At 44.8% G+C, this 26,350-nt stretch carries 17 protein-coding genes, 6 tRNA genes, 2 pseudogenes and 1 riboswitch; of the genes and pseudogenes, 5 read left to right on the plus strand and 20 right to left on the minus strand.

Annotated features, from left to right (window positions below; translation table 11 throughout):
- Window positions 1-43 precede the first annotated feature (43 nt).
- Window positions 44-241: riboswitch (cobalamin riboswitch) on the minus strand.
- A gap of 177 nt (window positions 242-418) precedes the next feature.
- Entirely contained in the window at window positions 419-841 is a 423-nt protein-coding gene (locus tag ACPUEK_RS14040; RefSeq protein WP_425641122.1) for a thermonuclease family protein, read from the plus strand.
- A 6-nt stretch (window positions 842-847) separates the two neighbouring features.
- On the opposite strand, the gene ACPUEK_RS14045 is transcribed toward ACPUEK_RS14040, so the two are convergent.
- From ACPUEK_RS14045 to ACPUEK_RS14070, 6 genes are read right to left on the minus strand one after another with little or no spacing between them, the layout of a single operon-like run.
- A complete protein-coding gene (locus tag ACPUEK_RS14045; RefSeq protein ID WP_425641123.1) occupies window positions 848-1,114 on the minus strand; it encodes an amphi-Trp domain-containing protein in 267 nt (88 codons plus the stop codon).
- Window positions 1,115-1,123: 9 nt separating this feature from the next.
- Window positions 1,124-2,446 carry a metallophosphoesterase gene (locus ACPUEK_RS14050; protein ID WP_425641124.1) on the minus strand — a complete coding sequence of 441 codons (1,323 nt, stop codon included), beginning with the start codon at window positions 2,444-2,446 and terminating at the stop codon, window positions 1,124-1,126.
- Between the two features lie 32 nt (window positions 2,447-2,478).
- Window positions 2,479-3,174: a histidine phosphatase family protein gene (locus ACPUEK_RS14055; RefSeq protein WP_425641125.1), complete on the minus strand. Its 696-nt coding sequence runs from the start codon at window positions 3,172-3,174 to the stop codon at window positions 2,479-2,481.
- Window positions 3,171-4,256: an HprK-related kinase B gene (locus ACPUEK_RS14060; RefSeq protein ID WP_425641126.1), complete on the minus strand. Its 1,086-nt coding sequence runs from the start codon at window positions 4,254-4,256 to the stop codon at window positions 3,171-3,173. Before ACPUEK_RS14060 ends, ACPUEK_RS14055 begins: the two co-directional genes overlap by 4 nt.
- The gene (locus ACPUEK_RS14065) at window positions 4,256-5,158 is read right to left on the minus strand and encodes a GAK system ATP-grasp enzyme (RefSeq protein ID WP_425641127.1); all 903 of its coding nucleotides are present in this window, start codon (window positions 5,156-5,158) and stop codon (window positions 4,256-4,258) included. The genes ACPUEK_RS14060 and ACPUEK_RS14065 overlap by 1 nt, the downstream gene beginning before the upstream one ends.
- Window positions 5,151-6,794, minus strand: a complete 1,644-nt coding sequence (locus ACPUEK_RS14070; RefSeq protein ID WP_425641128.1) for an aminoglycoside phosphotransferase family protein — start codon at window positions 6,792-6,794, stop codon at window positions 5,151-5,153. The genes ACPUEK_RS14065 and ACPUEK_RS14070 overlap by 8 nt, the downstream gene beginning before the upstream one ends.
- A gap of 550 nt (window positions 6,795-7,344) precedes the next feature.
- Between ACPUEK_RS14070 and ACPUEK_RS14075 the strand changes: the two are divergent.
- A pseudogene (locus ACPUEK_RS14075) lies at window positions 7,345-8,016 on the plus strand (PAS domain-containing protein); the annotation flags it as partial.
- Window positions 8,017-8,121: 105 nt separating this feature from the next.
- Window positions 8,122-8,553, plus strand: a pseudogene (locus ACPUEK_RS14080) (methyl-accepting chemotaxis protein); the annotation flags it as partial.
- Window positions 8,554-8,573: 20 nt separating this feature from the next.
- Here the strand turns inward: ACPUEK_RS14080 and ACPUEK_RS14085 are convergent.
- From ACPUEK_RS14085 to ACPUEK_RS14095, 3 genes are all read right to left on the minus strand, one after another.
- Complete coding sequence (locus ACPUEK_RS14085) at window positions 8,574-9,110, minus strand: DUF2889 domain-containing protein (protein WP_425641129.1); 537 nt, start codon at window positions 9,108-9,110, stop codon at window positions 8,574-8,576.
- Between the two features lie 149 nt (window positions 9,111-9,259).
- Window positions 9,260-11,449, minus strand: a complete 2,190-nt coding sequence (katG, locus tag ACPUEK_RS14090; RefSeq protein ID WP_425641130.1) for a catalase/peroxidase HPI — start codon at window positions 11,447-11,449, stop codon at window positions 9,260-9,262.
- A 279-nt stretch (window positions 11,450-11,728) separates the two neighbouring features.
- Window positions 11,729-12,577, minus strand: coding sequence for a mechanosensitive ion channel family protein (locus tag ACPUEK_RS14095; RefSeq protein WP_425641131.1), 849 nt, complete (start codon window positions 12,575-12,577; stop codon window positions 11,729-11,731).
- Window positions 12,578-13,067: 490 nt separating this feature from the next.
- Between ACPUEK_RS14095 and ACPUEK_RS14100 the strand changes: the two genes are divergently transcribed.
- The gene (locus ACPUEK_RS14100; RefSeq protein WP_067037411.1) at window positions 13,068-13,472 is read left to right on the plus strand and encodes a hypothetical protein; all 405 of its coding nucleotides are present in this window, start codon (window positions 13,068-13,070) and stop codon (window positions 13,470-13,472) included.
- 43 nt (window positions 13,473-13,515) lie between these two features.
- Here ACPUEK_RS14100 and ACPUEK_RS14105 read toward each other — a convergent pair whose 3' ends face one another.
- From ACPUEK_RS14105 to ACPUEK_RS14140, 8 genes are all read right to left on the minus strand, one after another.
- The gene (locus tag ACPUEK_RS14105; RefSeq protein WP_425641132.1) at window positions 13,516-14,187 is read right to left on the minus strand and encodes a DUF6933 domain-containing protein; all 672 of its coding nucleotides are present in this window, start codon (window positions 14,185-14,187) and stop codon (window positions 13,516-13,518) included.
- Between the two features lie 179 nt (window positions 14,188-14,366).
- Window positions 14,367-14,443 (minus strand) — tRNA-Met (locus ACPUEK_RS14110).
- Between the two features lie 68 nt (window positions 14,444-14,511).
- Window positions 14,512-14,588: transfer RNA gene (locus ACPUEK_RS14115), tRNA-Met, on the minus strand.
- A 77-nt stretch (window positions 14,589-14,665) separates the two neighbouring features.
- Window positions 14,666-14,742 (minus strand) — tRNA-Met (locus ACPUEK_RS14120).
- 78 nt (window positions 14,743-14,820) lie between these two features.
- Window positions 14,821-14,897 (minus strand) — tRNA-Met (locus ACPUEK_RS14125).
- Window positions 14,898-14,975: 78 nt separating this feature from the next.
- Window positions 14,976-15,052 (minus strand) — tRNA-Met (locus ACPUEK_RS14130).
- 58 nt (window positions 15,053-15,110) lie between these two features.
- Window positions 15,111-15,187: transfer RNA gene (locus tag ACPUEK_RS14135), tRNA-Met, on the minus strand.
- A 39-nt stretch (window positions 15,188-15,226) separates the two neighbouring features.
- Window positions 15,227-16,117 (minus strand): hypothetical protein, encoded by an 891-nt coding sequence (locus tag ACPUEK_RS14140; RefSeq protein ID WP_425641133.1) that lies wholly within the window; start codon window positions 16,115-16,117, stop codon window positions 15,227-15,229.
- A 176-nt stretch (window positions 16,118-16,293) separates the two neighbouring features.
- On the opposite strand from ACPUEK_RS14140, the gene msrA reads away from it, so the two are divergent.
- Entirely contained in the window at window positions 16,294-16,926 is a 633-nt protein-coding gene (msrA, locus tag ACPUEK_RS14145; protein ID WP_067220281.1) for a peptide-methionine (S)-S-oxide reductase MsrA, read from the plus strand.
- 36 nt (window positions 16,927-16,962) lie between these two features.
- Here the strand turns inward: msrA and recD are convergent, their stop codons facing one another.
- The 3 genes from recD to recC are packed head-to-tail and all read right to left on the minus strand — an operon-like array spanning window position 16,963 to window position 26,259.
- Window positions 16,963-19,008: an exodeoxyribonuclease V subunit alpha gene (gene recD, locus ACPUEK_RS14150; RefSeq protein ID WP_425641134.1), complete on the minus strand. Its 2,046-nt coding sequence runs from the start codon at window positions 19,006-19,008 to the stop codon at window positions 16,963-16,965.
- A complete protein-coding gene (gene recB, locus ACPUEK_RS14155; RefSeq protein WP_425641135.1) occupies window positions 19,001-22,723 on the minus strand; it encodes an exodeoxyribonuclease V subunit beta in 3,723 nt (1,240 codons plus the stop codon). The genes recD and recB overlap by 8 nt, the downstream gene beginning before the upstream one ends.
- Window positions 22,723-26,259, minus strand: coding sequence for an exodeoxyribonuclease V subunit gamma (gene recC / locus ACPUEK_RS14160; protein ID WP_425641136.1), 3,537 nt, complete (start codon window positions 26,257-26,259; stop codon window positions 22,723-22,725). The genes recB and recC overlap by 1 nt, the downstream gene beginning before the upstream one ends.
- Window positions 26,260-26,350: the final 91 nt, after the last annotated feature.

Consider the following 26,350-nt stretch of genomic DNA (forward strand, 5'->3'; position numbering starts at 1 on the left):
ACACTGCACTCGCCCGTACAGTCGTAAATAAATCGCTTGCATTACAAGCACCGCGCTATAGGCAGGTCTCCGGACTCATAAAGCGGCATCACCAACTTTGTCGCCTTCCCATGAAAAAACACAGTGGCGTAATAAGACAAAGGTTAACTTTAATTACCGTTGCGGGGGCAGTGTCAGAATCACGCTGACTTCCCTCTTCGTGCTGGCCTTTGTGCCAACAACCTCTAGCGGCGCGTACTCTAACATAAGCATGACATGGGTTGAATGACAGGAACTCAAGACAGGATTAAAAACCCCTGTAAAAATAGAGCGAACTGCAAATCACGTTGACTTAAAATACAACGAACCTATTATTGCTGCTTATAGATGGATCGAATAATCACACGGCTGTGACCAACCATATTAGGGAGTAATTGCCGTGATTCGTTACGCAGTCGTTGTAACCGGTTTATTAGCCAGTCTTTCTTCTGTTGCTAGTAGCAACATCCAGGTCGAGCGTATTAACTCCGTCTATGATGCGGATACCTTTCGGGTAGATATCAGTAACTGGCCTGATATTGTCGGTAAAAACATTCCCATCCGAGTCAATGGCGTTGACGCTGCGGAAATACGCGGTAAATGCCCGAGTGAAAAAGCCCAAGCAAAAGCCGCACGTGATTACACTAGAGCGTTCTTGGAAAGTGGTAGCAATATTGAACTCAGGAATATCAAGCGAGGGAAATACTTCAGGTTATTGGCGGATGTCTATGTAGATGACCAATCATTGTCAGAAGCCTTGATTGTGTCAGGTCATGCACGCAGCTATCACGGCGGTACTCGTGAAGGCTGGTGCGACCTTTAATAGCATTTACTTAATTTTAGGTGGCGTCTTAGACAAAGATTTAGGGCGCTTTTCCCATCGAACTTTCACTTCAAATTGCTGGCGGCCATCTTCTTCACTAGCGGTCACCTTTAAATGCATAAGCCCTTTGGGCTGAAGTTCAAGCGTACTCTCTTTTGCATCACTGAATTCCATTTTACCTTTCGATAAACCGTTAGACAGTGCTTCAAGTACCCCTTGAATATCATCCGCTTCCAGTAATGCTTCGTATTTAAATTCTGTTTTTGACTTCATGCTCAGCTACTACGCGTAAATTTGCTTGAGTGATTTTTCAGGTAAATGTTTAATCGCTGGATAATCACAGCTGATGCCGACAATGCCCATCTTTTTACCAATCAGAGTGGCACCGACGCCGGTTCCCTCTAAACCTTCAGCAATACGAGAATTAATATCCAATGTCACATCTGCCTCAACATGCACCAGCCCTTTTTTAATGGCAATACGCTGACCTTGGATACGGTTGATATGACCTTGAACGACAACTTTGATACCGGCTTTATGAACGGCTTTGACACCATGGTCCGTTAAAGGCAAATCCGCATCGCGGTATTTTGTTCGAAACGTATTGGCTAACGCACTGTAATAGAAGCCAAACAAATCACGGCGCTCAAGATTACGGTGGAAAGCTTTATTGGCATAACGCGTGCCATTTTTAAGCAACATACGCCCCATTACATCGTCTAAGCCTGCATGCAAAAATAAGAACGAACCACGCTTCTCTACCAACTTCATCTTACGGAAGAACCAACTAAACTCCCCCTTACGACTTAAAAACAGTTTTTGACATTGCATGGAGGCCGCATAAACATGGCGTAGCGTTAACCCTGCCTCTAAACAATGCCGTTCAAACTTATCGACTTTGGTATGCATCTTACGCACTTCACGATCAATCCCCTCAGCCGTCAAAAAACCCGCAGCATGAAATGGAAACTCATTAAACCAATCTTCGTCAGGGAACAGTTTCTTACGGCACGTTTCTTCATCTGGCACCTTCTTTTCCCATTTTGTACCTTCTAAATACTGTTCAAACACCTCTTTGAACAACGGTACAATCTTCTTACCCATACGCACAAAGAAGTGCTGATTGCCCACGTCTTTTTTGCGAGTTATGGCCAATAATCCCATACGTAAACGTAAGTCGTGATTACCCGCTAACAGCGTAACTTTCGCATTCATTCGATACAGTTGCTTCACGCTGCGCAACAAATCTAGATTACTCGGGCCCTTATCTAAACAGTCACCGCCTATAATAATTTCTGCAGACTTACCAAACTTAGTCAATTTAAGTTGACACAAACCTGGCTTTTTACGATCGGCAACGCCGGCTGCAATCAAAGAGTCTTCAAACGCTTGTGCGTCCGCATGAGGATCAGAAATAAAGACCACTGGGCGCGATGGCCAGCGAACTTTTTTACGCCAATACTTGTTCAATGGATGATGAGTATCTAACGCTTTATGGTTAAAAGAGGACGTTTCACGCGGCCAAAGCTCTACGTCTTTTGGCAAACGTGCACGAATTTCCTCGTGCTGAGGGAGGTCAGAAATGGTGGGCAAATGATTCTTCATAACGAAGCTACAGGCCTTTTTTAGAGGTTTTATCAGTCGGGAACATCATGGGTCTGTCGCTGTTTCCAATCCCCGAAAAGCTGAGTCACCTTATCGCCGACAAAGTCTAAAACAACTGGATGCCCATAGTGCATACTTAATCGCTTAATATCGCAAAATTTTATGACATTTAGATGAAAAGCGGCATGCCTAATCGAAGCGCCGTGTCCCACAATCAATTTAATGCTGCGGTTACTAGATGCCTCAGTCCCATCTGTTTGCCATGCCATAATATGTTTGGCGACTCTCTGACCAGCTTGCAACAAAGACTCTGCTCCGTCAAATGGCAAACAATAATGGCTATCAGATTTCCAACCTTTTGGCGCTACATCAAAACGAGGATCAAGTTCTAAAATACGCTCAATCTCTTCAAGAGGAAGATTCGCTACCGCGCCAACGCTGCGTTCACACAACTCAGAGTGACACACCACCTGCGGCGTATTGTTGAAAAACTGTCCTAGCTCTTCGACATAAATACGAGCTGTTTGCCACGCACGCAATAAAGAAGAGGCATCCACGATAGAGTCCAATGTGTACCCTGATTCACTTAACCATTCGCCAAACAGGCGCGCCTGCCGACGCACCTCATACTCACCTTCCACAGTCAAGGCATAGGGCTGCATCGCACTGGGAGTGTTTTTTAACTGATGGTAGGCGCCATGGCGTATCAGAGCACAAACCTTACTCATAGTGTCTCCAATAGCTCGAACGCACGATCAAAATCGATTTTACCCGTTAAACGATAGACGTTAATCGGCGCCAAAGCTTGGCAATATTGAGATAAGGACGCCAATTCATTTAAATCTTGAGAAAACTCACCATTGCCGTCTTGAAAGAATGGCCCTGGACGCTTACGTAAGCCATCAATCTCTTCCGCTTCAGCAGACAGATCGACAGATAACAGCGCGGTCGGTTCATCTGAGTTTAGCGCCCAATCGAGCATCACAAGATTGACCAACTCCCCCTGCAGCACAACACGACCCAAACCGTACTCATCTTCAATTTGTACATCGTATTTTTCCTCTAAACCCCACAGCTCTGACATGGGCATTTTCTTTAGCTCAGTCTGACGCTGCACAGGTAAGATATGTTTTAAGCGCGGCGCATTTAATAGCGTACCGGGATTAACACGAGGCAGCTTAGCAATGCCCACGGCAGCAACCTTGCCGTCTTCATTTTTAAACAACAAACGATCGTTCGTTAAGAAATGACGTGTTTCATCTTCCAAACAACGCAACATAAGCGTGGACTTACCGCCACCTGAGCCTGCAGCAATCGCCGTCACCTTTCCGTCACGACTGAACGCAGCGGCATGACCTAGCTCGAAGCCTTGACTTAGATAATGGTTCAAACACTGATTATTAATAAAATTAACAATCTGAGCTAACTGCTGTTCACATTCACCCACAACAGTAGGCGTAGATTGATGCTGAAGCAACGCTAAACCAGTTTTGAATTTTTTAATCCAACGACCACCTTCAGCATTCTCAAGGTAACCTTCTTTTCTACCCTGCTTACCGGCTTCACGCGGCACATCTAACCAATCATGCTCATGGCCGATGTTTTCTTGATTGATCACATAAAGCGTTTTGCCCGTTTCGTCGTTTCTCGAGCTCACGTAACTCTTGTAATACAGGTCTAACTCTTCTAATAAAGTTTCAGAATTGCTTTTTACTTTGACGGACAGTTCACCAAAGCCATAGATGCGCTGATAATCACACTGATCCTGAGCTGCAATTAATTGCGTTGGGTTAAAAAGATCCTGCAACATTACACCACACCTCGCTGATTAATTTGCGCCACTACATAGTCTGCGTAAGCACCCGCCGCATCAAGCTCACACCCTTCTAAGGCCCCTTTAAAGCCACCAAAAGCAGATACCTCGAACACAACAGGACCTTGGTCAGTCAACGCAATGTCAACTGTCGTAAAGCTTAAATCAAAACATGCCTGAGCTTTGCGGCCCAATTCAATCAATGCTTCTGTCGGTTCAAATAACTCATAATGACCACCACTATGAATCGTAGTATTCCACGACTCTTTATTTCCCACACGCGAATAGGTACAGAAGTACTCGCCTCCTAAAAACACCATCCCAAGGTCTCGTCCATCGAGCTTTACCGTTTGCTGTATGTAGTACAAACTATTCTGCTCGCGGTATGCAGTAAGCATTTGGCGTAACTCAGCCTCATCCTGATCCGCTGTAAGCATTTCCATACCACGCGCTTTGGTTGAGTACAGAGGTTTCAAAATGACCGAGCCAAACTCATAAACGGCCGCCAACGCCTGATCTAAACTTTCTGTCACGCGTGTTTTCGGCATTGGCACACCGCCTTGCTGCAAGGCTAATGTGCCGCTTAGTCGGTTAATCAATTTGCCAATTGCTTTCGGTGAACTGAATACTTGCACGCCCAGTTTTTCGATATGCGAAATAATAAGTATGCGGTCCTCAGCACTAGGTGCATATACTTCACTGATTTTTTTAACAATGACGCCATCTAATTGGGCCAGGTCTAAATCGCCGTGCATCAATTGATTCGTATCTAAGCGCAACTCTACGTCAGCCATGTCAATGACGGCACGAAAACCCGTTAACGCTTCCAAACGATCCGCAAGCACTTCTGTAGACCATTTGCCTGGGATTCCTACCACCCCAATTTTGGGCTTATTCACTGTATAACTCCTTAAGTGGAAGCTTAAACTTTGCTTCTTTTTCAATAGGTAAAGTGGCCAGCATTTCTAGTAAGTAGCGAGACCTCAAATACATTCTGGTTGACAATTTTTTATCCAACACAAACCGAGTGGAGGTGGCAAATGAGCGAGCTAAACCCGCTGCCAGCCTGAGATCAAAATTGTCATCGTTATGTCGCTTTGCGAAGCGCTGACCAAATTTATAAATGTCTTTGGCACAATCCATCATCACTTTACGTTTATTTTTTTCGAGTATTTGTAAACGATAAATCGAAACCATCAACACTGAAATGTCTTGCACATAGTCAAAATAGGTAGATCGATGTAAATCAATAAAGTAAATACGCTCTTCAACATCATCGTATATTAAATTATCAACATTAAAGTCACCGTGAATCAAAACCGAAAAAGGTGAAGGCCAACGGCTTTCTTTCGCTTCAACTCTATCGACAATGTCATAAAAGCTGGGACGTACTAAACCGCAGATTCGTTGCTCAGGCGTAAAATACTCTGGGTGTACGCCAGCGCTGTCTTTGATACGCTTACGTAACTGCTGCATAAAATCAGCACGTGAATGCTCACTCGTTAAGGTCGCCTGCCACGTATCATTGAGTGTCTTAAACAGTGTTTTCAGTGCTTTTTCCAGCGCCTTCTCTTTTCCTTCACGAAGCAACGACTCCAGCGTTTTTCCAGGAATGTGTTCTATCAGCAAAGCAGAGGTTTCGCCATCAGATTGGGTTTTCACCAAAACATCAGGGGCCAGTTTGGGGTTCACGTTACGCCAATTTTGAACACCTTGAACCTCTTCGTCGATCTTAGTTCGATCCCCTTCTTTGTATACCGCCAGTACATGTTGACCCGCCGCATTCTGATGCGACACTGAAGCGATCGCGCTGCCGGATCGCGTTAATGCTAAACGACGCACTTTGACATCATTCAGATCGTAATTGAGTTCTGAGGTAACGTGCTTAAGGTGCTTGTAATTTTTAAGCGTTGCCACATGACCAAGATCCACTTTTATCAACGTTTCCGCAATATCAGAGAGTTGATCCACTAATCGACGCAAACAACCATTGCATAGAATGGAAGCTTTCAATTCGACATCGAGCAAACGCCCTTTTTGGCTTAGGGTCTCCATTTGAATGTCGTCATACAAGGTTTTTAGCTTTTCTGAACGACGAGCAACTTTTATACCTGTGCGTCTAATATCTTCAGAAAAGCCGACCTTAACTAACGCAATAGTACGATTGACTCGCTTAATAAATTTAAGGCAATTGCCACTATCAGGATGTTCAAATTGTTCGTCGAGAGAGCCCGCCTCGACAGTGTCTAACAAGCCCCGAGCGATGGCAGCCAAAGCATTCGCTAAACCGCGAACGGCGACGACTTGATTGTAGTAGGACGTCCCTAGCTTGCGACGTTCCAGCAAGCGGGCACAGTGCAGCTCTATTTTTTCACGCAGAGTTTGGACATAACCGCGACGAGCACGAATACTGGTTAAGACATCAGGGGAGCCTGTTTTAAAAAGTAGCTCTGTGTACACACCGTGCTTTTCTATTTCACTTAATAAAAAAGTTAGGTCATCTTTGATAATGCTAAGTGGGGCCGAAGCTGACATAAAGTCTCTAAAATTAAATATTTGAACTACACCCTGCATTAGAGCCTTTAGACGTTACAGTATTATTAAAACAGTAACAATATTAATACTTTAGGCTCACTACAGGCGCACAGACAAGCTCTTAAATTGGGCACTCTTACCCCCTCGAACTTTTGTAGCTTTAAATAGCCGACACTTAATTGATGCCTGACCATTTGTTGCATACATCACCTTCTGTAACAAAATGCAAACAAGGTAAGTCAATAAATTTATCGACCACTCACAAATCCAATTTATTGTTATATATCGTAAAATGAACTATTAATTTTAGACACAATCAATAATATGTAGCATAACGTTACAGATGCGCTCAAGCCCCAATCACTTTAACGGTGATCACATAAATTAGCGAACTTCGTGCAGGTCTCTCTTACTAAGTGCACATTGCTCAAATACGCTATGAGGTCTATCAACTATGTTTTTTCAAGGTAACAAATTACGCTCCCGCATTGCAGAGCAAGAAAAAGAGCTAACCGCATTTCACAACGTGCAAAAAGACTTACGTGAAGCAATGCTGTACTTTTCTATTGACCGTAAAGGTCAGTTTTTAGAAGCCAATTCAAGCTTTCTAGAATCATTCGGTTGTCGCTTTGATGAGCTTAGCACCCTTCAAAAACATATATCACCTAAGGCAATAGACAAAGAGCATACGCGCGCAATGCTGGAAGCCTTTAAAGCAGGCAACCACTGGCATGGCGCCATTCAATTAGTCAGTCAAAATGGCAATGAACACTGGTATCGAGTCATTATGCAGCCCTTGTCGACAGCGGAAGGAGAAAAAATTGAAGTCTTCTGCTCCGAGCTCACGCGAACCATTTCTCACTCTCGCCAACAGCAAGACATGCTTGCAGCACTTGATCGTTCACAAGCTGTCATTGAGTTCAGTTTAGATGGCATCATCCTAGATGCAAATAATAACTTTTTGAAAGGAATGGGCTACAGTAAGAGTCAAATCATCGGCCAACATCACCGCATTTTTTGCCCATCAACTGAAGTTGATACAGACGAATACCGTAACTTCTGGCGCCGTTTAAGCTCTGGAGAGTTCTTTTCGGGGCGCTTTCGTCGCGTAGATAGAAATGGAAACGATGTTTGGCTTGAGGCCACCTATAACCCAATCCATGATGAAACAGGTGAGCTATACAAAGTTGTTAAATTTGCTTCCGTTGTAACAGACCAAGTGAACCGTGAAACAGCGATTGCAGAAGCCTCCGAAGTGGCTTACAACGTATCTCAAGAAACAGATGCTAACACTTCAAAAGGCATTCAAGTTATTAATGACACTATCAATACAATGGAAGAGCTATCCAATCGAATGAACAATGCCAGCAACGGTATTGTAGAATTAGACTCGCAATCCCAAAAAGTGTCTGACCTTGTGGAGAGCATTCGTGGCATTGCTGATCAAACCAACCTCTTAGCACTTAACGCCGCCATAGAAGCCGCTCGGGCAGGCGAGCAAGGCCGAGGATTTGCAGTCGTCGCAGACGAGGTGCGTCAACTGGCCTCTCGAACGAGCATCGCCACAGAAGAGATTATTAACGTCGTATCAGAAAACAAAAAGCTAACGGAACAGGCCGTCAACCTCATCAAAGAAAGCCTAACTAAAGTGAATGAAGCACATACACTATCAAGTGAAGCTGGCGATGTTATTAAGGACATACAACAAGGTGCGCAGGAAGTCGTTAACGCTGTTAATCAATTTAAACGCAACCTTTAGGAACCATACCCTTGTTTGAACTATTCGGCCGTATCGGGCCATAATCGACGCTGCGCGCGACCGCCGTCACGAAAACCGTGGCAGGTATTACGCACAGCGCTACGCTCTTCTGAACCTGAGGCATAATTAGGTTCGAAATTTAACTTATATCCCCGTACTGTTTGCAATGCTGCTGTAGCTAAAGCAGGTAGCATTTCAGTCAGATGAGTGCAACTTGTAGTTCGCCCCAATACCTCCTTTGCCTCTGTCATCCACCCTTTTTTAATTTGCAGGCCAATGAGCCTCTCATACTGAGGCGCTGCACCGGAGCAGTCTAGATAAGGAGTGTCATGCATTTGCGCTCGTACCTCACAAATAGTAAACGTGTCATCAAAGACTAATGTCAAAATCATTTGATGCAAGTACTCACCCACCTCGATAACACCACGATCATCGAGTGAAAATGGATATCCTTTGGTATCCTGCAGCACACCTTCGACTTCCCATAAATCATCTTCTCGTTTGAAGCCATTTATGGAGATGTTACGAGTATGCAGTGGCGTACGTTTTACGATCATGAGACAAATCCAATTAATTACATAACAAAAATGCGTAGGGACAATGTTATCGACTTTCAGCAAGCATTCAACATTAAAAAAGCGCCTTAGCCAGAGACTAAGACGCTTTTGTTTAAGTTATGAACAACTATGCACTCATTCTATACGTATTATTTTAAGTCAAAACGATCCGCATTCATGACTTTAACCCATGTTTTAACAAAGTCTTTTACAAACTTTTCTTGGTTATCGTCTTGGGCATAGAACTCAGCGTAAGAACGAAGAATCGAGTTCGAACCAAACACTAAATCAACACGTGTAGCCGTCCACTTCACGTCGCCCGTTTCACGATTACAGATATCGTATGAGTTACGCCCTGTTGGTTTCCAAGTATTACCCATATCGGTTAAGTTAACAAAAAAGTCATTACTCAAAACCCCTTCGCGGTAGGTCAAAACACCCTGCTTGCTAGCACTATGGTTAGCGCCCAATACTCGCATACCGCCCAACAATACTGTCATTTCAGGCGCCGTCAGCCCCATTAACTGAGCTCGGTCTAACAACATCTCTTCTGGCTGGACGGCATAATGCTCTTTCAACCAGTTTCTAAAGCCATCATGTAAAGGCTCTAATACGTCAAATGAGTCCGCATCCGTCATGTCATCTGTGGCATCGCCACGCCCTGGCGCGAATGGCACATTAATATGAACATCAGCATCGTAAGCCGCTTTTTCGACAGCCGCACTACCAGCCAACACAATAAGGTCTGCCATACTAATCGGTTTAGCAGAGTCTTTTTGAATGACTTCTAATACCGACAATACTTTTTGCAAACGCTCTGGCTCATTACCTTGCCAATCTTTTTGCGGTGCCAAACGAATACGAGCACCATTCGCTCCCCCACGGTAATCGGATCCTCGGAAAGTACGAGCACTGTCCCAAGCCGTCGCTACTAGCTCTGCAACAGAAAGGTCGGTCGCTAGGATTTTAGCCTTAAGATCGGCAATTTCTGCGTCATCTAATGTGTAATCAACTGCAGGAACGGGATCCTGCCAAATCAAATCTTCACTTGGAACATCTGCGCCTAGGTAGCGCGCTTTTGGTCCCATATCACGGTGAGTCAACTTAAACCAAGCGCGAGCAAATACATCTTTAAAGTAATCTGGGTTTGCTCGAAAGTGATCCATGATTTTTCGGTACTCTGGATCCATTTTCATGGCCATATCCGCATCCGTCATCATTGGATTGCAACGGATACTTGAGTCCTCAACATCGACAGGCTTATCTTCCTCTTTAATATCGATCGGCTCCCACTGCCAAGCACCAGCAGGACTTTTGACACTTTCCCACTCGTGATCAAGCAACATATCGAAATAACCCATATCAAATTGCGTAGGGTTTGTTGTCCAGGCCCCTTCTAGGCCACTTGTCACGGTATTACGCCCAACACCTCGGGAGACTTTATTGTTCCAGCCTAAACCTTGCTCTTCTATATCAGCAGCCTCAGGTTCTGGCCCTAAATCGTCGGCACTGCCATTACCATGCGTTTTACCAACAGTGTGGCCACCCGCGGTCAAGGCAACTGTTTCTTCGTCATTCATGGCCATACGGGCGAATGTGACTCGAATATCTTGCGCTGTTTTTAGAGGATCAGGATTACCATCTACCCCTTCAGGGTTTACATAAATCAGCCCCATCATTACGGCCGCTAAAGGATTCTCAAGATCTCGCTCTCCTGAATAACGGCTGTTTTCATTATCTGAAGACGCCAGCCACTCTTTCTCCGATCCCCAGTAAACGTCTTTCTCTGGATGCCAAATATCCTCACGACCGCCTGCAAAACCAAAGGTTTTGAAGCCCATTGACTCATACGCCATATTACCAGCCAGAATCATTAAATCCGCCCAAGATAATTTGTTGCCGTATTTCTTTTTCACTGGCCACAACAGTCGACGAGCCTTATCAAGGTTGCCATTGTCGGGCCAGCTATTCAGTGGCGCAAATCGCTGGTTACCGGTGTTTGAGCCACCACGACCATCCGACTCACGGTAACTACCCGCTGAGTGCCATGCCATACGAATCATAAGACCACCGTAATGCCCCCAATCTGCAGGCCACCATGATTGGCTATTTGTCATCAGGTCTTTAAGATCGCTCTTAACTTTCTCTAAATCTAACTTCTTGAACTCTTCGGCATAATTAAATGATTCGTCAAATGGATCTGTTTTCGTGTCGTGTTGATGCAAGATGTCTAAGTTGAGTGCATTTGGCCACCAAGCCATAACCGAATCGCCGGTCTCTGTGTGGCTTCCGTGCATGACAGGGCATTTTCCTGTCGATGTAGTTTTATTCTGGCTCACGTCGAAACTCCTTATGCTTATGTTTTTGTCGCACACTCTATGTTGTCACCCGACTAATTAAGGATAGATGAACAAGTGATGCGTTGCGCTGTAACATTTAAGATCTCTATTTTTGATACTGGACCGTTAAAGTAGGTTTAACAATATGCCTTTTCAGTCAATATAGAAAATATCATTTACCGATCAATCTAATAGTAATTTTAAATAATGAAACTAAGCCATCACCTAAATCTCTGAATTAATACAACCTAGCATTTTATTTAGAGCAAAAAATAGCCCTTATTTAGGGCTATTCTCATTGAATTCGTTATTTTTAATAATGTGCAAATCGCGCTGAGGGAAAGGAATCGTGAGGCCAGCCGCCTCAATACGAGGTTTAACTTGCTTCTGGAGCGCCCAGTAAGTATCCCAAAACTTGTCGGGAGTGGTCCAAGCTCGAAGCTGAAGGTTCACCGAGCTATCCGCTAGCATATGTACAATCACTTGCGGGGCTGGGTCTTTCATAATGACATTAAATTCAGAGGCGAGCTCAAGCAACACTTTCATACCAACATCTATGGAATCTTTGTAAGAAATCCCAACGGTCACTTCTAATCGACGTTTGCTGTTTCGACTGTAATTACGAATGGTCGCATTCCAAACATTGCTGTTGGGGCTTGATATATATAGGCCATCCGCCGTCTCAAACTCTGAAGTAAACAGGCCTATGAACGAAACTGTCCCCATATAGCCATTGAATTCAACATATTCGCCCTTCTTAATGGGTTTGAGAAATAAGATCATAATACCAGCAGCAATATTACTCAGGGTATCTTTTAACGCTAAGCCAACAGCTAACCCCGCAGCACCAACTAAAGCAACTAGACTGGCTGTATTTACCCCAAACAAATCCAGAATAATCACCAAGCCAATCAAATACACAGCATAGGCTGCTATTTTCGATAACAGCTGAGCAATTATTTCATCATTCTGACTTAAACGGGCTGCTCCAGCGTATACCCCTCTTCTTGCCAGTTTAGAAACAAAAGTTGCCATTACAACTACTAAGCAAGCCAACACTACATTTTTGGCCATCAGAAAAATCTGCTCTTCATACGTGGAGTAAAACGCCAGTAGCGTGTCCATCATGCTCTCCTCAACGGCACGTTAATACAATGCATAAATTTTCTGTCATTTTATGCAAACGTTAGCTATCGGACTAGTTATTTCATAACCGAGAAACTGCTAACTAAACTTACAATTCATATGCATGAAACATCTTACAGAGATTCTAGTGAGATCCGATAACAAGAACTCGCAACAAGAGCCAATTCTTGAGCTATAATAACGCAATTAAAGCATGCGAGCAGGCATCCCCAAATGGACACCGTGAACAATTACGCTCACACTCAATCTGTACCATGACTATTTTTGGCCAGTTCTAACGTAGACCATTGTGTTGATTCAATGCAAAGATCATGAAATAGTTAGGCGATTCCTTTATTTAACAATATTATGTATTACCAATAGATGTAGAGTACGTGTTCGTACTAGCTTAATTTAAAGCTCTGCAATAACGCCCCACGCATGCGGCCAACCTTTAATTCACAATGTTTCAAATGAGAATTCATAAAACTAAATGAACGAATTAACACACATTCTAAAATCTTTAGCTTACAGCTTGACCGTCGTACAAACCTCATCCAAATGTGTCGCATCATTAGCAAAAAGACATGACTTACGCCCCGAACTTGAACGTTTGCAAAAGGGATTAAAGCGTCACCGCTCCAGCGGGTATGACCTAGAAACCAAAAAAGTACCAACGGAAAGCACGCTACTTAATCTACTCGATCGCATTCGCGTTAGTGAAATCAAACTCACAGACCTTCAAAAGCAATGCGGCATGCTAACGGTCTTAGAAAAGAACGCCTTACTCGACCTCATTACACATATCCTTAACGAAATGGATAATCGAGCTCGAGCAGCCAAAGAGATTTTAAGCGAGATGTCAAAGAAGGGGATCAACCTAGAAGATTTAAGTTAATTTAAGAGAACTGTACTTATAACTGTAACGTCTTTGTTTACTGCTATTTTCGGCGACTCTGAAAGTCGGCCAGAGAAACAATTTTATCCGATTTCTGAGCATCACTCACTTTACTATCACCTTCAAAAGAATGATTGGACGCTCGATTAAGCAAGCCAGTAGCATCATCTAACAATCTCAGCATTAGTTTCTTTGGCCAAACAACTTCTTTTTTGGCCTGCAAGTTAAACGGGATATCACTGAGCACCCGACTCGCCTGAGCTGCCTCTAGTTTTTCAATAGAAGTATTGTCATCCCAGAGCATACGCTCAATGCATGCCTTCGCCTGATTTAATGCCATCTGCATGACATCTTTGTTTTCAGCATCGACCACGAATGGCTGAAGCAGCCTTTTTGCCGTTTCAATTTGCTCTTCATTTGACCCAATTTCTACTAAAGCAGCAACAAATGCACTAGCAAAATGGTCTTCCAACTCAGCAAAGTGCGCTTTCACCAAACAAGGCATAAAAACAGGAAAGCGTGTTGCTTCATGGATAATGACGACACAATTACGTCCTTTTAAAACGAACATACTGCCATACCAACCACTCAAGGGATTCAAAGCCTCTAGCATCTGCGCCGAATTTGCTCGGTTTTTATTAGATGCTGAAAAATACCCCTTACCATCAACAGGGAGCTTGGGCAGTAATTTACTAGTACAGTGAAGTCTGATCATAAGATGGCTTAGTCAAAAATAATGAAGCCACGATAGTAACAGTGGATCAAAGATATTTGAAAGCCAATATATCGCTAAATAAGGTATGAGAGATAAGAGTAGAAAAAGCAATGCCGAAAAGCATCTAGGATGAAGAAAATACTAGGGGATTTAGAGAAGGAAAAACAAACATATATAATTGGTTGCGGGAGCAGGATTCGAACCTACGACCTTCGGGTTATGAGCCCGACGAGCTACCAGACTGCTCCATCCCGCGCCATGTAATCTATTGTTAAATAGACCAATTATTTCTTATATAATTCTAAACAACTTATGTTAAAAAGTTGGTTGCGGGAGCAGGATTCGAACCTACGACCTTCGGGTTATGAGCCCGACGAGCTACCAGACTGCTCCATCCCGCGCCATGTAATCTATCGAATTAAATAGATTCAGAACACTAGCTATGTTTAATATTGCAATCAACTCATTCTTATTAAGTTGGTTGCGGGAGCAGGATTCGAACCTACGACCTTCGGGTTATGAGCCCGACGAGCTACCAGACTGCTCCATCCCGCGACATGCAAACTATTCATAAATAGATTTTTTCAATACTAAAAATAAAAATACGGCTCCAATTCTCACTACAATACGAATTGGTTGCGGGAGCAGGATTCGAACCTACGACCTTCGGGTTATGAGCCCGACGAGCTACCAGACTGCTCCATCCCGCGCCATGTAAACTAGCAAGCTAGCTTACCTTTTATTATATGAATAAATAATGTTACGAGTTTGAACAACAGAGACTTAGCTGGTTGCGGGAGCAGGATTCGAACCTACGACCTTCGGGTTATGAGCCCGACGAGCTACCAGACTGCTCCATCCCGCGCTAAATATGCTTGCGCAATCACTAACAATTTAATTCAAATCGATGATCCATATTAAAATGGTTGCGGGAGCAGGATTCGAACCTACGACCTTCGGGTTATGAGCCCGACGAGCTACCGGACTGCTCCATCCCGCGTCAACGAGGTGCGCATATTACGTAGCTTTATCTTATTGGTCAACCCCTTAACTTAAAATCTTTCAATTCTAATTTTTCAGGGTAACCAAGTGAGGAGCAATAACAGCGTAACCCGGAGTGTGTAGATTGAGAGTACTGACAATATTGAGAAATCATTTCTCTGGTATTTTGCGACATCCCCTGCCAGTTTTTAAGGTAGTTGGTATATTGAATCTGCTGCGTCGTTGATACCACCCAACCATTTTCACCTTCTCTAATACCGAAATTACGCATTTCAGGAGAAATCAATAAAACTGGCAGCCCATACCCATTTGCCAGTTCAATGATGTCATCTTGATTAGCAATGCTTGAGGAGACAACCAGCATTCCAACTTGCTGTACCAGTAACTTAGATGGAGGCAGAAATGCTTCGATCGGAATAGATTGGTAATCTATGCCATGCGCCACTGCATGCTCCTCTATAACATTTGAAAAGCTGTCTTCTTTAAAGAAAGCAATAGAGCTAGACGCTTGACTGGTAAACTGAGGATAAAAATAATCTTTCAGTGCACCGCCATCACCCCATTCTTCATTTTTATGTATATACCCAGCCAGCTTTGCAATGGTTGAGTTCTGTCGATCCCCTTCCATCCATTCAGGTAACAAGTTTGTATGGAGCTGACAGCGTAATGCCGGGCTAATTAACGAAGCAAGTGAGTTAGGCTTAGAACCAAATGTAATCAAATGCAGCGGTGATTCCGCATGAACTAGATCGAGCAATCCTCGCATAGACGGTTTGATCTGATCTCTTTCTAATGACGTAGTATTAGATAGTGCAACAAAACGAACTGTTAAAGAGAAGCGCATAAACTCCGCCGCAAAGTCTTCAATAAACTTTTGCAGAAAGCGATTGCTGTTTCGAGCGTCCCACAGGACCAGCGCATCAGACATAACCAACCATCCCTAATGTAGATAGTTCAAGTGTATGCTAGGGCTTTTGTATTACCATTATTACATAGTAGTCTTTTGCATCCATACGTAATGAAACGTAATAAACGATCATTTAACAAACAACTCAACCAATACACTAACAATAGAATTAACTCAAATTAAATTTAGGTAATCCAATGAAAAATATTAATTTTCTCTCAAAAGAGAACGCTTTAAAAGGCAGAAGTGAACCTATATTCACAGAAGATACAAACATAGTTACAAAAGAAAACATAAAACGCCATGCAATGCCTTCTGAAAAAGAAGTTTATTTTGCCATGGGTTGCTATTGGGGTGCCGAAAGAAGGTTTTGGAATACTGCTGGCGTTAAGGTGACCGCGGTAGGATTTGCTGGTGGCTACACACCTAATCCAACTTATAAAGAAGTTTGCACAGGACAAACTGGCCATACAGAAGTCGTCAAAGTCATTTTTAATACCAACGAAACGTCGCTACCAGAAGTTCTTAAGGTCTTTTGGGAGAGCCACGACCCGACGCAAGGCATGCGCCAAGGCAATGATATTGGCACGCAGTATCGCTCTGCCATTTATACGGTCAACGATGACGATTTAAAAGCAGCCCTTAAGAGTCGTGATGACTATCAAAAACGTTTAACGGAAAATGGTTTTGGTAAAATCACAACCGAAGTAGAGCCGTTGGAAACGTTCTATTTCGCAGAAACGGAACACCAACAATACCTACATAAGAACCCTAATGGTTATTGTGGGTTGGCCGGCACAGGTATTAGCTGCCCTATTGGCTTAACCTAAGACGATTGGAGGCGACCTTCAGATCGCCTCCAATAACTACTGAATAGACAGCGAAAGACCGCTAGAGCGCACCACTTTCCGGTTCATCGCGCTTTCAAGCACATCTGCATCGCCTGAAATCAGCGTAAAGTGTTTTTTCGATCGCGTAATGCCAGTGTAGATCAGTTCTTTCGTCAATATGGGAGAGTTTTGGCCAGGTAATAGCATCGCTGTATGATGAAACTCTGACCCCTGAGACTTGTGGACAGTCATAGCAAATACGGTCTCTACGCTTTGTAAACGGCTCGGCAGTACCCAGCGCACGTCGCCTTTGCCGTCTGAAAATACAACTCGTTGCTTTAATTCCCCATTAACGGGATACAGTAAACTAATGCCAATATCACCATTCATTAAGTCAACACTGTAGTCATTTTGCGTGACCATCACAGGACGCCCTAAATACCACAGACTATCAATACTGGTGAGTTGCTTGGCTGATAGCAGCATCTGTTCTATTTTAGCATTCATACCCTCTACGCCCCACTCTCCTTTACGCAATGCTACCAGCAACTGAAAATGGGCATGAGCACTAAGCACCTGCTTACCCCAATCATCGAAAAGAGCACTATCCATTGCTGCGCTAGGCATGGCGTGAACCACAGCTAAATAATAACCATAGCCCTTGATCAAGAGTGTTTTAAAGGCATTTTGCAAAACCGATGTAGGCAACTGCTCTTGCTCTAGGTAGCGTAAAACGGGGGTATTTTCGTACTGTTCTTTCTGTCGAAACACGTCTTTTAGCTCAGGCATTTTAGGATCATTTAGAGGGTCATCACGCTCATCATTCACCAAACTTGCCAATCGATGAATTACCCCGCCGTCTTGGAAGCGGTAACTTCGTCGAAGCATACAGACTGCTTGATTGAGAACAGCCCCTTGCGGGTCAATAAAACGTTCTTCTAGATTTTGCTGACAAATGTCACGAATCCAATCTGCGGTTTCTTGAGTGTAATGGCCATCAACAGCACCTTGACACAAGTCTCCTAAAACATAACCTGCTTCCACTGAGGCCAATTGGTCTTTATCTCCCAGCAGAATCACTCTCGCATCTGGCTCAATACCATCAAAGAGATTAGCCATCATCTCAATATCAATCATTGAAGCTTCATCAATAACCACGATATCGGCCACCAAAGGGTTCGACTTGTTATGCTGAAATTGGCGACTATTTGGCTTGGGGCTCAATAATCGGTGCAGAGTCATTACCTGCGTTGGAATCACGGCTTTCAGCGCTTGAGGCGCAAGATTCTCAAGTTCAGGCAATGCTAATCGCGCTAAGTTGTCCGCTATGGACTCATTAAGGCGCGCTGCAGCCTTTCCGGTGGGTGCCGCTAAGCGAATCGCCAATGGCGGCAATTGATGCATTAAACGTTCAGCTTGTAGAAGCGCTAACAGTTTTAAAACCGTTGTTGTTTTGCCTGTGCCTGGACCGCCAGTAATGATTGAAAAGTGGTTACTGGCAGCGATACCACAGGCGATACGCTGCCAATCTGTGTCTTCGTAATCATGCTGTTTTTCGCCAAACAGCTGATTCAGTAAGTTACCAATGTCCGCGTTACTAATGCGACTGGCAGGTTCAAGTCGCGCTTTAATTCCCGATACGATGGTTTTTTCCGCTTGCCAATAGCGACGTAAATACAGCAAGGCTTTGCCTTGCTGCTGAACCAATACAAACGGCGTGGCATGATTCGTATCCTCAAAATCGTTAGCGATCACAGCAACAGCAGAACACGCTTCAATGGCAGATAACCATTCTGATATCGTTAAACTTTCTATCCAGCTTTGCAGCTGAGCAAGAGCTATCTGCTGTGCTTCGTCATTCGCACTATCAGCTGACATCATATCTAAAGGTTTTACTAACATACCATTAATATCTACACAGACCTGCCCCATCGAAACGCTGTGACTTACCAGCAGCATGGCCAATAATGCATCTTCAGAGGTATCCTGAGTCTGCTCACGAATAAAGTTCACCAGTGCGTAATCGATGTAACGGATCAGTCCAGCATCCACCCACGCTTGCATTTGCTCTAACTTAGTCATGAGCACACTCCTTTGCCTTCCCAGTAAACACAGCATCTAATTGCTCAATCAATGCTTTAGGCGGCTTATCCATAATCAACCCCTGTGTTTCTGAGTTTTCATAACCCCGTAAAAAGAAGTAAATGGCACCACCAACGTGCGTGTCATAGCAATAACCGGGAACACGATCTTTCAAATGACGGTGCAGCGCAAGCAGATACAAGACATATTGCAGGTCATAACGTTTTTTCAGTAAAGCATCTTGCAGCGCCTGGGCATGGTAATCATCATCAGTGTTGCCTAGGAAATTACTTTTCCAGTCAATGACAAAATATTGCCCGTCGATTTCAGCCACCAAATCAATAAACCCTTTAAACATGCCTTCTAATTTTTGAAAATTAGCCATAGGACGCTCACGTCCTTGCCATGTATAACGCCGTACCAGTTGATCTATCGTGCCAGTGGTCACTTGATTGGCCGAAAACATAAATTCCAGTTCAACGGAAATTTTATGTGACGGAAGATCCATCAAACGCAGCGTGTGACCCGATTTCTGTGTCAGCGACTCGATTGCAAACGACGTACTTAAAAAATCAGCTAGCCACTCTGAGAGCCCTGGCGCAAAATCTTCCAACATACGCTTGCGGCAACGACTGTAAAGTGCCTCTTGACGAGTTTCTTGAGCTACCACCGCTGCGGCAAAACCTTGCAATCGTTTACCGCCCGATGTTTTGTAGCGTTGTTCAGCCGCCCACTCAATCAGACCATGTAAAAATGTCCCCATGGCACTACCACGAGGTAAACGATGCATTAATTTATTCGTCAGTCGCTGCATTGGCTGCTCAATTGTTGGTGTATCATCATCGCTCAGCTGCTCATCAATGGCTTGCTCGCTTTGCGTACTTTCTGGGAACAAAGCATCACTTTTGCCGCCATAACTAATGGAGGAATAACTGGCAATCCACCAAGGTTCAATACCCAAATCGTTGACACGCCTAGCGGGGCGAGGTTGAGCGTGAGACTCTGGTCGATAAGAGAGCTCATCGAGTTTTGCGGTCGCAGTGGCGAATACATCGTCCAACTGTTGATATTGCGCCAGCACAGAGCCACCACAACGTCCCAGCAATCGATGACCAGCTGATACCAATGCTGGCTCAGGGTCACCTTTGCTGCCAACAGGATCTTCTACTGCAACCCATTGCGCGCAAATAGCACGGGTCATTGCCACGTAGACCTTACGTATATCCTCTGCCAAGCGCTCGAAATCAGCTGTCTCTACGTCTTCCTCGGTCGGCATAAACGTCAGATGCAAGGCACCGTCGGCTCCATGGTACTCGATCGGTAAATCCGAACATTTGACCGGCCGCGCGTAATCTAAAAACGGCAACATAACGATAGGGTACTGTAGGCCTTTGGATTTATGCACGGTTACCACTTGCACCAAATCGGCATCACTTTCAAGACGCTGTTGTCGACTCTCTTCTCCAGAGGTTTCAGTGCTGATACATTGCTCCAAATGATGAATCAAGGCCTGCTGACCTTGCACCACTTCTGAAGCTTGTTGCAGCAGTTCGCTGATATGAAATAGATCTGTAATCGAACGCTCGCCATTAGCGTCATGCAAATAGCGGCTGGTGACCTGCTGATCCTTGAAAAAACGATGGAGCGTTGGCATTACACCAAAGCTTAGCCAATGATGGTGATAGCTACGAAACAGTTCAATGAAGCTCTCCCAAAACACTTCATCATGATTTAATCGGTCCAAATCATACAGTGCCATGCCCATCAAGCGACTGCCTAACGCGATACGCAAATAATAGCTGTTATACGGCTCCGCCATAGCTCGCAGCACCCGTAAAATATCGTCAGCTTCTTCATTGTCAAAGACATCATTAGCATCCGACAAATAGACGCTTGCGACATTCAATTCAAACAAAGCGCGTCGAATTTGGCGTGCTTGATTACCACTATTGACCAGCACAGCAAAATCTTTTGGCAATATGGCTCGTGCACCCTTGCCTAGGTTCAATTTGGCTCTACCTTGCTGAGACAGGTTTAACCAATGAACGATCTCATGAGCGGTTACCGCTGCACGATCCCATTTTGGGACGTCTTCCTCTACTTCGCTAAGATCCCATACTTGCTGCGGTGCAACAGGGCTGTCGTCTAACAGCAACGCAATGGCATCGCCTTGACGGCCTGACTCTACCGGCAAGAATGGAATAGGATCTTCATTATTCCGTTTAAACAGGAAAGCGCCGACGCTTGAATTGACAGTCTCAGCGTGTTCAAAATAACGATTGACGCGCTCAACCAGTTCTGGTGCCGACCGATAATTGTGAGTCAATGTGTATTGTCGCTCGCCCGTATCTTGCTTAGCCGCTAAATAAGTAAAAATATCAGCTCCACGAAAGCGATAAATCGCCTGTTTCGGATCACCAATCATAAAGAAGCCTGTATCAGGGTACGGCTCAGCAACATTGTAAACAGTATCAAATATCCGATATTGCACGGGATCTGTATCTTGAAATTCGTCCACTAAAGCAACTGGAAACTGTTTACGAATGACCTCAGCAAGGCGCTCGCCTCCGTCACCTTGTAACGCTTGATCCAGCTTGATCAACAGGTCATTCTGACTTAACGCGCCTCGTTGCAGCTTTTCGTCTTCGACTCGGGTTGCTACCCAATGACTTGCGTGACTAATCAAATACTGTAAAGGCGTGACCAACTGCGACATCGCTTCTTGTAAATCTACCAAGATATTTGCGCTAGGTCGGTCGACAGGAATATGGCGGGGATCGAGCCAGAAATCGGTATCCAACAACGCAATCTTAGCAAAGCTCTTACCAGAGAAAAGCTTGTCCAAGACCTGCAAATCGTCGCCGGATGATTGACTCCATTCATGAAGCGTGTCAAATACTGACGCTCGGTGCTTGGCATTAAGAGAAGTGGCTTTGAATAACTTTTGTTTTGCAGCGACGTCAAAGTCCTGCTGCAATACTGGTAATGCCCCCTGCACAGCAGATTTCAAAGCAGCAATTTTATCGCTACGATCCTTGGCAATCGCTATTAATTCAGCACTAATATCCTCAGACACGGGAGGAATGGCAGCAACTTTATAAACCACACGACTCACGGTTTGATACAAATCTGCAGGGGATTTAAAGCAGCTCAACACTTGACGTAGTTCGGGCTCCTCTAGGGGAAACACCATTTCTCGCCAATAGTCTTCACAAGCCTGAATCACCAATGGCTTTTCATTCTCCATCAAGGTTTGTGAGAAGTTTAAACCGCTATAGAAAGCATGCTCTGATAGGATGCGACTACACCAAGAGTGAATCGTCGAGACCGCTGCTTCGTCCATCCATTCAGCCGCCACATCAAGACGGCGTGCAGCCGCGTTTAGATCTTGTTCCTCACAAATGTCTTGTTTGAGTTGACTTAGCTGCGGGTCAACGCCGTCAATATCGCCGCGAAAATACCCGGCCGCCTCAACTAAACGCGCACGGATACGATCACGTAGTTCACGAGTCGCCGCTTTGGTAAACGTTACGACCAAGATATTGGGCGGTAACAAATGATCCGTAAAGCTGCTGTCTCCACCATGCTTTAAAACCAATCGCAGATATAACAACGCCAGTGTGTAGGTTTTTCCGGTTCCGGCACTGGCCTCAATTAACGCTGAACCAGATAACGGGAAGCTAAGTGGATTTAATTGCTTGGATTGGCTGGTCATTACTTACGCTCCGCTAAACTGTCCAAAATAGGCTGGCATAACACAGGAATCAGTTCTTCAAACTCTTTCGTCTGTGCTTCATCTAGCGGTGGTTTAAAGTACTGTTTAGCATAGTGACTACTCGAGCTTGCCAAGTCGCCGTCCACATAGCGTTCTAACATTCGTTCACGATCCGTCTTTTTTGAGCGACCCGCAATTAAATACGCCATCGCGCCGTTGATCCCAAAACACAGAGGACACTGCATAGCCTTTAACCAAGTCTTCGTTAATAGCTCTAGGTACGCTTTTGCCTGAGCCAGCTCCAGTGCTGCAAAACATAAGTCGCCATTGGGTGACATAATTTGTGTAGCCACATTACCCTTGTGGGCCACATTCGCCACCACATGACGCACCCAACCGTGCACCACATTCTGCCAACGCACTTTGGTATCAACAAAGTTTTTCGTTATGGCTCGAGGAAAGGCGTCCTCTTCAATACGACTCTCACTGTAGACATTCGAGGTTTGTAAAATGAACTGTAGCGCGCCTAGCCCATCACCCGACTCATATAAGCGATCGAGATCATCGGCGTACGATAACTCCGAATTTTCATCCAGTAGCCACTCAAATTGACGCAATGTATCCACTTTAGGAGTGAGGCTGTGTACACGTTGGTGCCATGCAAAATACAACTGCTTAACAGTCTTTGGAAACAACTTTTCACGACGAATCTCGGCAAACGCACCCTCATATAACTCGCCCGCCGCTATTTGACGCTGCAAAGCTTGCTCAACTTGACGATCCCATGCCTCCTCCGTTGGCTCAAAACGCTTGGCAAACTGCAAAATCGCATCGTGCACTTGCCAAACTTCGAGGCCATTGCTGACAAAATTCTCAACCACTTTGGTTTCTTCTATTTCATTTGGGCGATGAATATCCAAGCGCTGAGCAAACAGTGCATCCACTGGGGAACGAAACAACGCAGTCAGCCTGCGGGCATTCAATGGCGCATCAGGCGTCCAAGCAGGCAAGTCCTGTTGATTTGCCTGTTGCGATATGCTCTTGATGGTTTCCCATTCTTTTTGATAGGTAAATAGCGCGGAGTCGTCAAAAAAATACTGACGACTGAACGGTTGCATTGGATAATCTTGTGTCAGTTGTTGTACCAACTGATCGTTGTCCCACGCTTTGTCTAAATAATCACGCAGCTGTCCAACTAATACCGATGGCGGCTGTTCGGTATTGTCTTTCGTACTGCGCCCTTGCCAACTAATGATCAGCTTATCGCGCGCTGACAATACTGCCTCTAGAAACAGATAACGGGCGTCTTCACGTCGCGACCGATCCCCCGGGCGATAATCTCCAACCATCAGGTCAAAGTCCATTGGCGTACTGATTTGAGGATAGTCACCATCGTTCATACCCACCAAATACACCTGTTTGAATGGAATCGCACGCATCGGCATCAGTGTGGCAAAATTCACAGAACCAGACAGAAAGCGCTGACTCAGTGATGGTTCATCCATTTGACCTAACAGGGTTTCTTGAATTACATCAATCGCCACAAGCTCTTGCTCGACACCGGAGCCCTGTACATGCTCTTCAAGCAGCTCGATTTGATCAGCGATGCGGCTTAAAACACGTTGCTCATGATCGCTGCTCGGGGCAAAAAAAGTCTGCAAACATTGCTGTAATGTCTGGCTCCAATCTAACAAAACTTTGGGCTCATTAAATGTCCGCCAAACCGCTTGCACATCGTCGACCAAGCGGTGCATCTGCCCTAATAAACGCGCTTCAAGACCACCAATATCACCATAAGGCAATACGTCTTGCCAGATCTCGCCATGACCCACACTGTAACCCAACAACATACGCCTTAGACCAAATAGCCACGTATTCTGTTCCGAGGGGTAGGTCAATCCCAAACCGCGGCGCTGCTCTTTGTCCAACCCCCAGCGAATATTGGCATGCTCAATCCAGCTTTTAAGTGTCACCACATCGGTTTCATTAATGGCATAAGCCGAGCGAAGCGCAGGGATGTCTAACAAAGACAACAGATCCGTTGCTTCAAACCGAGAGCGGGTGATGGATAGCAACGATTCAAACGCCGCCACGATCGGATGCTGCTGACGAGCGCTTTGATCCGCCACATGAAACGGAATAAAACGTTCATCTGCATGATCACCGTATTTATTGAAACGGCCAAATACGGCCTCTATGTGCGGCACATAGACATTGATATCAGGAGCCATAATCAAAATATCTCGTGGCTCCAATGTCTCTCCGCGTTGCAAAGCTTGCTCAAACTCATTGAGCAATAAATCATGCAACACTTCCATTTCTCGCTGGCGACTGTGTGTTTCGATAAAACGAACACTTTGGTCTGTTTCTACATCTATTAAGCGCTTCTGAGCTTTGCAGTCTTCAATGCTGCGCAATTGAAAAATGTCATCTTGCAGCTGCTCTAACAGTGTCGATTGTCCTGGTGATTCAAATAAATCGATCTTGCTATCGACAAAGAATGGTTGGTATTTATCTGGCTCGTCTTGCTCATCTAAGGAGTGTAAATAGTCACGACCCAGCTTACCCCATGAAGCCAGTAAAGGATTGCCGTAAAGGTGCGCTTCATCTAATGAGATGTCTTTTTGGTTGCGGCCTTCGCGCATAGGTCGTCGAGAGGTCGCTTGACGCAGCAACTGTCGGCCTTCAATTAAGTCCCCCCAGTAATATTCACTGGGGTTCATGGTAAACAGCAGAATTTGGGTAAACGGCGCAATGGCGTGAAATACTTCGAGAATTTGATTGGGCAGAGATGAAATGCCAAAGACAACAATCCGACGAGGCAACCCCTCAAGAGAGGTTTGTTGATTACAGTGCTGAATAAAGTCTTGGTGAATCTTGGCGCGGTTAACAATCTGCCGCTTGCCTTTGGCAAACTGTGGATCTTGCTCCACGTCTAATACTAAATAACGCCATAAAATGGGCTGCCATAGCTGATCGTCTGGCACAGGCTTGGAATGCAAACTGGCGATATCATCTCGACTAGGCATAACATCAAGTTGATCTTGCCAAGCTTGCAGCCAATCAGCGCGATAGATTTGATATTGGTCAAATAGCTTAGCGATGCGCTCCGCCAACACATAGCGACGATGCTCGGGGTTCTTACCTGTCGACATAAAATGCAGCAATGCATCGTAATGCCCTGCTTGATTGACACGGTCTAAATCCTTTAACAAGCGAAACAAACGCCACGTCATCGGCTTGAGGTCGAATGGTGATTGAGTATCTAATTCCCAAAAAGCGGCTCGATAAGCCTCCCAGACAAAACGCCCTGGCAGCGACACATCGATCGAGGTAGCAATACCACAGCCGCCATTTTGCTCATCCTGAGCCAACGACTGCTGCAACCACTGAGCGATGCCATTACTCTGTACTAAGAACTTATCGGTCTCCAGCGGCTCAAGCGGATAACGCTTCACCCATTCCACAAGCACGTCTTTTAACGACTCAAGACGATTGCCTTGAATGACCATCAATCCCGTCGGCCAATGACTCATAATTCACCTATACCCAATCTCACGTTAGGCACTATGGTACATCAAAATGACGACAGATCATGACGCCAACAAATGCTTGTTTCGAAAATAA

Origin of the sequence: Marinomonas gallaica, from assembly GCF_049821165.1 — a bacterium.
Taxonomy (GTDB): Bacteria; Pseudomonadota; Gammaproteobacteria; order Pseudomonadales; family Marinomonadaceae; genus Marinomonas; species Marinomonas gallaica.

What these genes read in the sequence shown, in the direction of transcription:
- ACPUEK_RS14045 (WP_425641123.1), bottom strand. Translation starts at nt 1,114, where the DNA reads ATGAAGTCAAAAACAGAATTTAAATACGAAGCATTACTGGAAGCGGAT.
- ACPUEK_RS14050 (WP_425641124.1), bottom strand. Translation starts at nt 2,446, where the DNA reads ATGAAGAATCATTTGCCCACCATTTCTGACCTCCCTCAGCACGAGGAA.
- ACPUEK_RS14055 (WP_425641125.1), bottom strand. Translation starts at nt 3,174, where the DNA reads ATGAGTAAGGTTTGTGCTCTGATACGCCATGGCGCCTACCATCAGTTA.
- ACPUEK_RS14060 (WP_425641126.1), bottom strand. Translation starts at nt 4,256, where the DNA reads ATGTTGCAGGATCTTTTTAACCCAACGCAATTAATTGCAGCTCAGGAT.
- ACPUEK_RS14070 (WP_425641128.1), bottom strand. Translation starts at nt 6,794, where the DNA reads ATGTCAGCTTCGGCCCCACTTAGCATTATCAAAGATGACCTAACTTTT.
- ACPUEK_RS14085 (WP_425641129.1), bottom strand. Translation starts at nt 9,110, where the DNA reads ATGATCGTAAAACGTACGCCACTGCATACTCGTAACATCTCCATAAAT.
- ACPUEK_RS14095 (WP_425641131.1), bottom strand. Translation starts at nt 12,577, where the DNA reads ATGATGGACACGCTACTGGCGTTTTACTCCACGTATGAAGAGCAGATT.
- ACPUEK_RS14100 (WP_067037411.1), top strand. Translation starts at nt 13,068, where the DNA reads ATGAACGAATTAACACACATTCTAAAATCTTTAGCTTACAGCTTGACC.
- ACPUEK_RS14105 (WP_425641132.1), bottom strand. Translation starts at nt 14,187, where the DNA reads ATGATCAGACTTCACTGTACTAGTAAATTACTGCCCAAGCTCCCTGTT.
- ACPUEK_RS14140 (WP_425641133.1), bottom strand. Translation starts at nt 16,117, where the DNA reads ATGTCTGATGCGCTGGTCCTGTGGGACGCTCGAAACAGCAATCGCTTT.
- msrA (WP_067220281.1), top strand. Translation starts at nt 16,294, where the DNA reads ATGAAAAATATTAATTTTCTCTCAAAAGAGAACGCTTTAAAAGGCAGA.
- recD (WP_425641134.1), bottom strand. Translation starts at nt 19,008, where the DNA reads ATGACTAAGTTAGAGCAAATGCAAGCGTGGGTGGATGCTGGACTGATC.
- recB (WP_425641135.1), bottom strand. Translation starts at nt 22,723, where the DNA reads ATGACCAGCCAATCCAAGCAATTAAATCCACTTAGCTTCCCGTTATCT.
- recC (WP_425641136.1), bottom strand. Translation starts at nt 26,259, where the DNA reads ATGAGTCATTGGCCGACGGGATTGATGGTCATTCAAGGCAATCGTCTT.